We start from the raw sequence: 9,954 nt of genomic DNA on the forward strand, positions 1-9,954 counted from the left end.
AGGCTGCGCACCATGTCGAACGCATTCCTCACGCAGGTGGGCGCGGAGCTGACGATGCCGGCGCGGAGCACGGTCAGCGCGCATCCGGCCGGCTGGCTCGTCTCGTCGCCCGGAGGGCTGGAGGTATTCGACGCGACGTTCGGTCGGTCGCTGTTCTCGGCAGAATTCGAAGGGCGCGGTGTTTCGGCGGTGTCCGATGCCCTCGACTTCGCGGCGGTCAGTCTGCGAGACCGAACGCAGCTGCGCACGCCGGACGGATCGGGCGCGGTGCGTCTGTGGCAGGGTCCGGTGGTGTGAATCCGCCCGACGCCGGTCGCTACGCCGACGGTCGATTCCCGGCCCGGGCAGGTGTCCCGGTCTCGACGAGTCCGGTCAGGGTCTGCGGCAATGGGCCCTGGTGCAGCACGCCGAGGCGTTGGGTGGCGCGGGTGAGGGCGACGTAGAGCTCGGCCGCGCCGCGGGGGCCGTCGGCGAGGATCCGTTCCGGCTCCACCACCAGGACGGCGTCGAATTCCAGGCCCTTCGTCTCCGACGCCGCCACCGTGCCCGGCACCCCCGGCGGCCCGATCACGACGCTGGTCCCCTGGCGTCCGGCTTCGTCCCCCGCGAATTCCTGGATGGCAGCGGTCAGTTCGCCCTCGGTGATCCGTCTGGACCACGGTCGGACCCCGCACGCACGGACCGACTCCGGCGGCTGGACTCCGGGCGCGAACTCGGCGAGCAGCGCGGCGGCGACGGTCATGATCTCCGCCGGGGTGCGGTAGTTCACCGACAGTGACCGGTAGACCCAGCGGTCGGGCACGTACGGATCCAGCATCGTGGCCCACGAGGTCGCTCCGGCCGCCGACCGGCGCTGGGCGAGATCGCCCACCACGGTGAAGGATCGGCTCGGGCAGCGCCGCATCAGCACCCGCCAGTCCATTTCGGACAGTTCCTGGGCCTCGTCGACCACGACGTGCCGGTAGGTCCAGTCCCGGTCCGCGGCAGCACGTTCGACGAGTTCCCGAGTGTCGTGCTCGACGAACCGGTCTGCCAGGTCCTCGGCATAGAGCAAATCCGTTGCGAACAAATGGTCGTCGTCGTCCATGTGGTCCTCACGACCGACCATGAGGTCGAGCACGCCGGCCGCATACGACGCCTCGGCCGCGGCTGCGGCCCTCCGCTCCCGGTCGGCGGCCTGCTGGGCCGACGGGTCCGGGCCGAGCAGGTCGACGAGTTCGTCGAGCAGCGGCACGTCCGACACCGTCCAGGCGTCGCCGTCGGCGCGTCCCAGCGCCGGGTCGGCGCCGGCCGCGTGCAGCCGTTCGGGGGACGTGTACAGCTGTGCCAGTAGTGTTTCCGGCGTCAGGCTCGGCCAGAGTTCGTCGAGCGCGGCGGCGAACGCATCATGGTCGGCGAGCTCGGCGACCAGGTCGGCCCGCAACTCCTCCCACGCCTGCTCGTCCTTCCGGGTCAGCCAGCCCCGGCCGATCCGCGCAATCGCGCGTTCGGTCAGTACGTAGGTCACGACGTCGGCGAACACCGCGCGGGCCTCGTTGTGCGGACGCCCGCTCGCGCGCGCCTCCTCCCTGGCCCACTGTGCGGTCTCGGCGTCGATCCGCACTGTGACGTCGGACAGTTCGATCGGCAGGGGATCCTCGGGCAGTCGCTGCCGGTCGGCTACCGCGGCCGCGAGCACGTCCAGGATCTTCAGCGAGCCCTTGAGTCGCGTGGCCTCCGGTCCGTCCTCGGCGGTCACGCGCAGACCGGGCACGAAATCGCCCGTGGTCATGAAGACCACGTCGGACTCGCCCAGCGACGGCAGAACGCGGCCGATGTGGGTCAGGAACGCCGGGTTGGGTCCGACCACGAGCACGCCGTGGCGTTCGATCCGCTCTCGCTGCGAGTAGAGCAGGTACGCGACGCGGTGCAGCGCCACCACGGTCTTCCCGGTGCCCGGGCCGCCCTCGATCACCAGCACGCCGGGGTGGTCGAGCCGGATGATCCGGTCCTGCTCGGCCTGGATCGTCGCCACGATGTCGCGCATCCCGTCACCGCGCGGTGCGTTGACCGCCGCGAGCAGGGCGGAGTCTCCCCGTGCCGCGCCGTCGGCCCGCTCGTCACCGTCGGGGCGGCCGAGGACCTCGTCGGTGAAGCTGACCACTCGACGCCCCCGCGTGTGGAACTGGCGACGCCGACGCATGTTCTCCGGGCTCGCGGCGGTGGCGACGTAGAACGCGCGGGCTGCCGGTGCCCGCCAGTCGAGCAACAGCGGTTCGAACTCGTTCGTCTCGTCGAACAGGCCGATGCGGCCGATGTACGAACGATCTCCGGACACGGAGTCCAGTCGGCCGAAACACAACCCGTTGTCGGCCACGTCCAGCCGCTTCACCTCGGTGGCCAGCGCGCGCACCTCGGCCTCCCGATCCACGAGTGTCCCGTCGTGTCCCCGCAACGCCGCGCCGTACCTGCCCTTCACCCGCGCGCGTTCGGCGTCGAGCCGTGCGTAGAGCCCGGTCACGTAGCTCTGCTCGTGCTGCAGTTCGTCGTCGTACCCCTGATTCGACATGTGCATCCCGGTGCTTCCGTTTCCCTCAGTTCCAGACCTCGGCCAGCGATTCTGCGGCATGACCGGGGCCTTGCCGCAAGGCCCCCTGTGCGCTATAAGTTGAAAGTGGAAAGGAGCGGGCATCCCCCTTTCCGGCCTCCGAACTTCACTTCCTCCACCGTCACGCCGACCCATCGGGCTCGCCGCGATGGGCTACTCGGCGTTGGATGCCGCCGGTCGTGGACTGTCGGTGGTCGACCGTAGGGTCGGCACGACGGGCTGAGCAGCCCGCGGAACAGGAGGAGCGAACGTGGGGACGTGGGGTTCGGGACCGTTCGAGAACGACGGAGCGGGCGACCTGCTCGCGGCGATTCGGGCAGGCGAGTTCGACATCGACGACTACTGCCGGCACGTCGACGACGAGTACCTCGAGGCGGACGACGCGCAGGCGGCAATCGCGCTCGCAGAGGTCGTCGCGGTGGCCCACGGACTGCGGTCGGCGCCCTCGCAGCTCGAGGGGATCGACGCCGCCGCGTACGCCGGGTCCCTGACGACGGAGCAGCGCGCGTGGATCCTCACGACGCTCGGACGCGCCATCGCCGACAGCGACACCTCGGAGCTCCACGAGTTGTGGGCCGAGAACGGCCCGGAGGATCTCGAGGAGTGGCGGGCGCCGATCCTGAGCAGATTGGAGAGCCTCCGGGCGTTGAACTGAGCGCGGATCCGCTGGTTCGCGATCATCGCGTCTCGACGAGCCACGGTGAGGACGTGATCGAGCAGATCCTTCGTCTCGACGGATTGCACGACACGCGACGAGGCGGTCGACTATCCGATCCGGTACCTGTTGACTGCCTGCGCGACGGCCGCGGCGATCGGCATGGACACCGAGGGTCCGTGCCCCGGGAGGATGGTCTCCGCGTCGAGTGTCGCCAGATGGTCGAGCGCGGCGAGAGTGTCCGACGTCCCGTGGTCGAAGACCGCCGGGAGAAGTTGTGGGCCTTGCAGTTTCGACAGTGGATGCGCCGTGACCAGTGCGTCGCCGGTGACGATCACGCCGTGCTGCGGCAGGTGGTACGCCGTGTGCCCGGACGTGTGGCCGTGGGTCGCCACGGGGACGGGCGCACCGGGCAGGTCGAGGGGGCCGTCGGACGGGAAGGCGTGGGCGTCGTCGAGGGAGAGCGGCTTGGTCGCCCCGGCCCGTGCAATGCGCAGCAGCCACGGCAGCACTCCGTGCCTGTGAAGCATCGGAAGGAAGTCCTTGGCAGTTGCCTGCTCCAGGTAGTCCCGTCTCACGTGGGCGACCTCGGTGGGGTCCGTGAACACGGGAATTCCGTAGCGGTCGTGGAACGCGACGATCGCACCCATGTGGTCGATGTGTGCGTGAGTGAGCAGCATGCCCTGCACATCTTCGGGACGGCGGCCGAGGGAGCGGATTGCGCCTTCGACGGCGCCGATGTCGCCGGGATAGCCGCCGTCGATCAGGGTCAAGGCGTCACCGTCTCGGAGAATCGCCACGTTGACGTCCGTCCCGGTGGCACGGAAGACGTTGGGCGCCACTTCGTCCATTCTCGTCACGACGCCCATTCTGCGGTATGGCCGATCGACCTGCCGATCTGGCCGGGCGTGGTGCCTGCACGGTCTCGCCGCAGCAACACCGGGAGTCGCGCACCATGATCCAGGCTTCCTCCGTCATGGCGGGATGGTTACATGATGTGAGGAAGCTGCGGAGCTCCGCGACGCCTCGACTTCCGGCGATCGGATCGAGGCAGCCGTCGATGTCATCGACGGCCCAGTGAAGGCGAGGCCCTCGGGTGGGCGCACTGTCACGCACCACCCGAGGTCACCGCTGTGACGTTGGCTCGTAGCGGGATTGTCCTGCGGGACAACCTTCGACGTCGACCCTCGGTCTGTTCCGACACGGGCGGCTCCGAGAATGCAGTCAGTCGATGACGGCGGTTGCCTCCACCTCGACGAGCACGTCCGGCTCGAACAGATAATCCACGCCGATCAGCGATGCCGGCGGTAGCGGCAGCGGGAGACCGATGTCCTCGGCGACCCGTTCGACACCGGTCATGAACTCGCTGATCTTCTCGGGATGCCAGTGCGTGACGTAGAAGGTCAGGCGAAGGACGTCGTTGAACGTCGCGCCCGCCCCGGCCAGCCCGGTAGCGGTGTTGCGCAGTGCCTGGGCGACCTGCCCCGGGAGATCGCCTGGAGCCACTGGGGTTCCATCGGCGAGCCGCGCGATCTGGCCGGCCACGTGGACGTGTCGGGTTCCGGAGCCGACGGCGACGTGATGATACGGAGTGGGATGCGTCATGCCCTCGGGTGTGAGGTACTGAACGGTCATGAGAGATCTCCTCGAAACGCGAGCTGGATGGGTATAACTTTGATACCTGGTATACGGAGGTCACTTCAACGAGACTAGGTAGCATGCGCGATACTTCCCCGGCCGTTCGCGGCGAACTCACGATCACCCCGCCTCATCGAGAGCTGCTCGATCAGATCCTCGACAAGTGGTCGTTGGCGGTGCTCAACGAACTGTGCGAGAGGCCGAGCCGTTTCAACGATCTGCGTCGCGCGATCCCCGCGGTGACACAAAAATCGCTGACCGCCACGCTGCGTCGTCTCGAACGCAACGGCATCATCCAGCGCGAGTTGCTCAGTTCCCGCCCGATCGCCGTCGAATACCGGATCACCCCGCTCGGCAAGACCCTTCGTCACCCGGTCGACGTCCTCCTCGGGTGGGCCGAAACGTACATGCCGGACATCGACAACGCCCGCGCACGCTTCGATGCCGAGTCGGAACTCGCCTGACGTTCTCGGCGCCGAACAGGTTGGTGAGGGGGAGCAGCAGGGCCGACAACTACACGACTCCTGGGCGCGCCGGGCTGAAGTGCCGGCCACCCAGGAAGCGATTCACTTGTCGAAGAGGAAGTTCCACAGACGCGGATCGGCAGGGTCCCGCCGGCCTGCGATGATGGCGAGGAACTGGTCGAAGTCGTCCGCTAGCGGCACCGATTCCTCGAACTCCGGCTCCTCGCCGAGGACCATCCTTCCGACACCCTCACCGGACGTCACGAGTGCGACATACGAATAACCGTCCTTCACCGACACCAGAACCGGAAGGTGGCGGTCCCAGAAACGAACGACGGCCGAGACCTGTTCGTCGGTCACCGCGGCGTCCAAACTCATGATCTCGAACTCGTTCCACGCAAAGGCGTCTTCCCCGACGGCCGAGTAGTCACCTGCGGACAGAAACCACACTGTCTCATCCGCGTTCGACAGGCGCCCGAAGGCCGACGACCACGCCGAGAACTGCGGCGGCACCACCTCGTAACGAGAACCCGGAAACACCACCTGCCGGTCACCTGCAGGCTCCCACGCCCATCCAACAGCACGCAGGGCCGTGATCCCGCTCGAAATCAGATCCGTCACTTCAAAAGCCTATTTCCCCAGACCATTCGAGGCGCCGACAGGTTCCGCTACATGGCTGCGACGTGCTGTTCGAGCAGATCGAGATTCTCGCCGTGATCATTGCCGACCTTGGCCAGCAGGCCGGTGGCCAGGAGCAGCCAGGACAGCAGTTGCGCACCCGGTCTACCGGCGAGTGCCGGGCGGAAGTGGATGGTCTCGGTCACGATGTGGCCGCCGTCCGCGGCCTCCATGGTGAGCACGACGTTCTGCCGGATCCCCCGCTGCTTGCCGGAGAACTCGAACACTTCGTTCGGCACGTGCCGGGTGATGGTCCATCGGACGACGTCGAAGTCGCATTCCTCGCCGTGCTTGCTGTCCCAGCCGTGCCCCGCGGCCATCGCAAAGTCGGGCCCGAGCACGGTCTCCGTCTTGTGCTCCTCGTACAGTCCCGTCTCCACCGGGTGGGTGAATGCGTGCCAGATGACGTCCGGGTCACCGTCCAGTCGTCGCCAGTTGGTGAAGGATGCATAGCCCATGACTGCCCCCAGATGATGTGGCCCGGCCGCGATCGCAGGGCGAAGGTTGCTGCAGGAAAGCAGAGTAGCGCCGACGGGTGGGGCGTCATGGGTGGAGGTCGCAGTCGTGAGTGCGTGAGGGTGGCTGTTCATCACCCCTCGGGGGACTATTCGCAGGCAGGGCACCCGACGGACGCTGGAGAGGCCTCGGAAACCGGCCACTCGTCGAGAGAGGTCCCCCGATCGAAAGGACCCCGCCCGCTATGCCCCGTATCCCCGGTACCGCCATCCCCGATGTTCACGAACACGGGCCGCCCGCCGCAGCCCTGCCCGCCGTCGAATCCGTCCGGAAGACGGTCCGTCACCATTGGACCCTGGCCCGGATCGGCATGTACCTGCTGCTCGCGTCCCTGCCGCTGCTCGGGATCTCGGCGCAGGTGTTCGGCGTCGCGCCGATGAGTGCCACCGGCGCGCTGGTGGTCATTCCGCTCGCGGCCGTCCTCGTCGTGTTGTGCGTGATCGCTCCGCACCCGATCGATCGCATCGTCGGCCACGGCCTCGGCTGGGGAATGTTCGCGTGTCTGGTCTATGACGTCTTCCGCCTCGACACCGTCTATCTGCTCGGTCTCTGGGACGACTTCATTCCGAAAATGGGCACCTGGCTCCACTCGGGAACCGACACCCAGACCGGCGCGATCGTCGGTTACCTGTGGCGTTACTTCGGCGACGGCGGAGGAATCGGAATCGCCTTCTTCCTCATCGCCCTCGCGCTAGGCCTCCACCACCGGTCCCGCCGCACCGTCCTCCTCGCGTTCGTCACCGGCGCGGTGGTCCCCGTATGGGCTGGGCTCATTGCAACGGTTGCCCTGTCGTCGCGCGGTGAGCATGACATGTTTCCGCTGACGCCGACGACGATCACGCTCTCGCTGATCGGGCACCTGATCTTCGGCCTCGTGCTCGGACTCGGCTTCCTGCGGGCGCGGGGCCGCCTCGGCCGGCACTGGCCGTGGCCGCCGCTGCTGGCGGTACAGTCCCCGGCCGGTGTGGGACGGCCGCGCATCGAGGCACTGGAGCGCGCGTGTGCTGAATGCGGCGCGCCTGCTGATGCGACCGAACGGTAGCGCTCCCGTAGGCGGCAGCCAGAGTGTGCCCGCGGGATGGTTAGCCGAAGGTGCGGGGCGGGGAGTGAGACGACGGTCTGGACCGCAACGACCCCGCCGTGGTGGCAGCATTGGAGCAAGTAGGGCTGGAATTGCACCGCGCCGATCCGAATCTTCGCCCTCACAGGGCACAGCAGACATTGTGCGAGCCGAAACCGCTGCGAGGTCTGGATCCGTCCGAAGGAGCGTCCGGAAGATGAGAACCATGCGGCCTGTCGTCGCCGACACGGTAGGTGAGCCGTCCGAGGTTCTGCACCTGCAGACCCGCCCGATTCCGGAGCCCGGTCCCGGCCAGGTCCGGATCCGGGTGCTCGCCGTACCCGTCCATGCCAGCGATCTGCACACCATCCGCGGCCGATACGGATTCATCCCGGAGTTCCCCACCGTACCCGGAATCGAATCCGTCGGCGTGATCGACGAACTCGGTAGCGGCACAGACGGTCTGACCGTCGGGAAACGCGTCATCACGATCGGGGTCAAGGGCATGTGGCAGGAGTATGTCGTCGCCGACGCCGGGCGGGTCTTGCCGGTTCCCGCCGGCATGAGCGATTCCACGGCCGCCCAGATTCTCGCCAATCCGCTCACCGCCGTGATCTTGACCGGTGACGAGCTCGGCGGCGATGCGTCTCGTTCCGAGCCGACGGCGGCAGATGGCGGCGAGGCGTCGCGGATCGGCATCAAGCCCCGGCTAGTCTCGGGGCATGCTGGCCACCGCGATCATCGTCATCACGTTTGCCCTGGTCTTCTACTCCGTCGGCGTGTGGTCGGAACGCATCCAGAAGACCCTGAAGTGGTGGCATGCCGGCGCCTTCGCGCTCGGCCTGGTCTGCGACGCCACCGGTACCTTCCTGATGAGCCGAATCTCCGACGAGTCATCGGAAACCGGAACATCCACCTTCGACAAGATCATGATCGTCACCGGAGCCGTGGCAATCGTGCTCATGGCCGTTCACCTGGTGTGGGCCGTCATTGTCCTGATCCGCGATCGTCCCTCCGAGAAGGCGAAGTTCCACCAGTTCAGCCTGGTCGTGTGGACGATCTGGCTGGTGCCCTACTTCACGGGGGCCATCGGCGCCATGACCGGCTAGCGCGGCCCGGGCCTGGCCTGCCGACGGCGGAATGTCGGCGCTGTCTGGTTCGATGTCGCCAGAATCGGATACAGGAGGGTGTGGACAGTATGGGGACCTGGGGCAGCGGCAACTTCGACGACGACACCGCCGCCGATCATCTCTCCGACATGACCGGCCGGCTCGTCGACGAGGTGACCAAGGCGATGTCCGGCGACCCGGTCGAGATCGAGCCGGATGAGTACTGGGGTGTCGCGGTGCCGTGCAACCTGGAGTTGCTCCACCTCATCGCGCAGCAGCACTACGTCGGGGTCACCCTGCCCGACCCGGGAACCATCGTCGGCTGGAGAGACCGGTTCCTGGCCGTCTGGGACGGGGCAATCGACGGGCTGGAGCCTGCGCCGGACTACAAGGAGCGGCGACGTGAGGTCCTCGTGCGGACCTTCGACCAACTGGCCGAGGTGGCGGCGGAGCGCGAGGGATGATGGGCCGGGCTGGCGCGCAAGCGGACTGGCGCAGCTGACTGGTCGGCAGACACACGTATCGAGCACCACTGCTCATACGGATCCGGATCCGGTCACGCCCCTTCGGCAGCCGGGTGTCACCGTCGCGCATCTCCATCAGTGCTGTTGATTGATCGTTATCATTTTTGGGTGACTAATCATCTCGATCCTGGTTTGCGGGATGCTGACGGACAGTTGGCTCCCCAGTCCCTGGTGATTGCGCGTGACGACTACCACGCGGCGTTCGTCGGGACGGCAGTCGACGGCCGCCAGTTCTTTGTCACGACTCCGTTCGCGTGGGCTAGTGGCGACGCGTCCGGGGCGGAGTTCGCAGCCAGGTACCTGTTCGATGTGGGCGGCGCGCTTGTGGATTCGACGATTGTTCCACTGGGAACCCGACCCGGGGATGGTTCGCTTCCCGGTAACGTCGCGCACTTCGACGAGCAGGAGAATGCCGTCGAGCGCCTGCTTTCGGAGATTCAACCAGTCTCGTTCTGCGACATTACCGTCGCCCCGTTCTCCGTGACGGCGCACGGGCACGAGTTCGGGTTGATCCTTCACGGGCCGGATTCGGAGGACGACCATGAGTGGTACTGGAATGTCACGGTCGAACCGGGCGACTATATGGCCTTCTACGCCCCGTGGGACGACGGAGACTATGACACCTAGGTGTACCCGGTCAGGACGTTGGTAGCGGGCGTGTCGGCTTGATGTGAAGAGAACCTCCGAGTGGGGTGTGGCTTGTCTAAGGCCCACATCCGCTCG

Annotated in this window: 12 protein-coding genes and 1 pseudogene; 8 read left to right on the plus strand and 5 right to left on the minus strand. The window is 67.1% G+C overall.

Annotated features, from left to right (window positions below; genetic code table 11):
- Positions 1–12 precede the first annotated feature (12 nt).
- Positions 13–297: a hypothetical protein gene (locus tag DEU38_RS21070; RefSeq protein WP_114723354.1), complete on the plus strand. Its 285-nt coding sequence runs from the start codon at positions 13–15 to the stop codon at positions 295–297.
- A 19-nt stretch (positions 298–316) separates the two neighbouring features.
- Here DEU38_RS21070 and helR read toward each other — a convergent pair whose 3' ends face one another.
- Positions 317–2,548 carry an RNA polymerase recycling motor ATPase HelR gene (helR, locus tag DEU38_RS21075; RefSeq protein ID WP_181818875.1) on the minus strand — a complete coding sequence of 744 codons (2,232 nt, stop codon included), beginning with the start codon at positions 2,546–2,548 and terminating at the stop codon, positions 317–319.
- Between the two features lie 289 nt (positions 2,549–2,837).
- Between helR and DEU38_RS21080 the strand changes: the two genes are divergently transcribed.
- Entirely contained in the window at positions 2,838–3,242 is a 405-nt protein-coding gene (locus DEU38_RS21080) for a DUF4259 domain-containing protein (protein WP_114723355.1), read from the plus strand.
- A 110-nt stretch (positions 3,243–3,352) separates the two neighbouring features.
- Here the strand turns inward: DEU38_RS21080 and DEU38_RS21085 are convergent, their stop codons facing one another.
- Positions 3,353–4,093 carry an MBL fold metallo-hydrolase gene (locus DEU38_RS21085; RefSeq protein WP_258558079.1) on the minus strand — a complete coding sequence of 247 codons (741 nt, stop codon included), beginning with the start codon at positions 4,091–4,093 and terminating at the stop codon, positions 3,353–3,355.
- 373 nt (positions 4,094–4,466) lie between these two features.
- A complete protein-coding gene (locus tag DEU38_RS21090; RefSeq protein WP_114723356.1) occupies positions 4,467–4,877 on the minus strand; it encodes a RidA family protein in 411 nt (136 codons plus the stop codon).
- Between the two features lie 83 nt (positions 4,878–4,960).
- Here DEU38_RS21090 and DEU38_RS21095 point away from each other — a divergent pair, with 83 nt between their 5' ends.
- Positions 4,961–5,344 (plus strand): helix-turn-helix domain-containing protein, encoded by a 384-nt coding sequence (locus DEU38_RS21095; RefSeq protein ID WP_114723357.1) that lies wholly within the window; start codon positions 4,961–4,963, stop codon positions 5,342–5,344.
- A 102-nt stretch (positions 5,345–5,446) separates the two neighbouring features.
- Here the strand turns inward: DEU38_RS21095 and DEU38_RS21100 are convergent, their stop codons facing one another.
- The gene (locus DEU38_RS21100; protein ID WP_114723358.1) at positions 5,447–5,965 is read right to left on the minus strand and encodes a hypothetical protein; all 519 of its coding nucleotides are present in this window, start codon (positions 5,963–5,965) and stop codon (positions 5,447–5,449) included.
- 47 nt (positions 5,966–6,012) lie between these two features.
- Positions 6,013–6,480, minus strand: coding sequence for a hypothetical protein (locus tag DEU38_RS21105; protein ID WP_114723359.1), 468 nt, complete (start codon positions 6,478–6,480; stop codon positions 6,013–6,015).
- A gap of 242 nt (positions 6,481–6,722) precedes the next feature.
- On the opposite strand from DEU38_RS21105, the gene DEU38_RS21110 reads away from it, so the two are divergent.
- The 5 genes and pseudogenes from DEU38_RS21110 to DEU38_RS21130 all read left to right on the plus strand — a co-directional run bounded on the left by DEU38_RS21110 (position 6,723) and on the right by DEU38_RS21130 (position 9,858).
- Positions 6,723–7,580, plus strand: coding sequence for a hypothetical protein (locus DEU38_RS21110; protein WP_114723360.1), 858 nt, complete (start codon positions 6,723–6,725; stop codon positions 7,578–7,580).
- A 244-nt stretch (positions 7,581–7,824) separates the two neighbouring features.
- Positions 7,825–8,142, plus strand: a pseudogene (locus DEU38_RS29365) (alcohol dehydrogenase catalytic domain-containing protein); the annotation flags it as partial.
- 178 nt (positions 8,143–8,320) lie between these two features.
- On the plus strand, positions 8,321–8,707 hold the full coding sequence (locus DEU38_RS21120) for an HsmA family protein (protein WP_114723361.1): 387 nt from the start codon (positions 8,321–8,323) through the stop codon (positions 8,705–8,707).
- Between the two features lie 89 nt (positions 8,708–8,796).
- Entirely contained in the window at positions 8,797–9,171 is a 375-nt protein-coding gene (locus DEU38_RS21125) for a DUF4259 domain-containing protein (protein WP_114723375.1), read from the plus strand.
- Positions 9,172–9,339: 168 nt separating this feature from the next.
- Positions 9,340–9,858 carry a hypothetical protein gene (locus tag DEU38_RS21130; protein ID WP_147283557.1) on the plus strand — a complete coding sequence of 173 codons (519 nt, stop codon included), beginning with the start codon at positions 9,340–9,342 and terminating at the stop codon, positions 9,856–9,858.
- Positions 9,859–9,954: the final 96 nt, after the last annotated feature.

It is taken from the genome of Rhodococcus sp. AG1013, assembly GCF_003350365.1.
Taxonomy (GTDB): Bacteria; Actinomycetota; Actinomycetes; order Mycobacteriales; family Mycobacteriaceae; genus Prescottella.

Excerpts from the sequence above, each read along its gene's own strand:
- DEU38_RS21105 (WP_114723359.1), bottom strand. The coding sequence starts at position 6,480 with ATGGGCTATGCATCCTTCACCAACTGGCGACGACTGGACGGTGACCCG.
- DEU38_RS21070 (WP_114723354.1), top strand. The coding sequence starts at position 13 with ATGTCGAACGCATTCCTCACGCAGGTGGGCGCGGAGCTGACGATGCCG.
- DEU38_RS21110 (WP_114723360.1), top strand. The coding sequence starts at position 6,723 with ATGCCCCGTATCCCCGGTACCGCCATCCCCGATGTTCACGAACACGGG.
- DEU38_RS21120 (WP_114723361.1), top strand. The coding sequence starts at position 8,321 with ATGCTGGCCACCGCGATCATCGTCATCACGTTTGCCCTGGTCTTCTAC.
- DEU38_RS21095 (WP_114723357.1), top strand. The coding sequence starts at position 4,961 with ATGCGCGATACTTCCCCGGCCGTTCGCGGCGAACTCACGATCACCCCG.
- DEU38_RS21085 (WP_258558079.1), bottom strand. The coding sequence starts at position 4,093 with ATGGACGAAGTGGCGCCCAACGTCTTCCGTGCCACCGGGACGGACGTC.
- DEU38_RS21090 (WP_114723356.1), bottom strand. The coding sequence starts at position 4,877 with ATGACCGTTCAGTACCTCACACCCGAGGGCATGACGCATCCCACTCCG.
- helR (WP_181818875.1), bottom strand. The coding sequence starts at position 2,548 with ATGTCGAATCAGGGGTACGACGACGAACTGCAGCACGAGCAGAGCTAC.
- DEU38_RS21125 (WP_114723375.1), top strand. The coding sequence starts at position 8,797 with ATGGGGACCTGGGGCAGCGGCAACTTCGACGACGACACCGCCGCCGAT.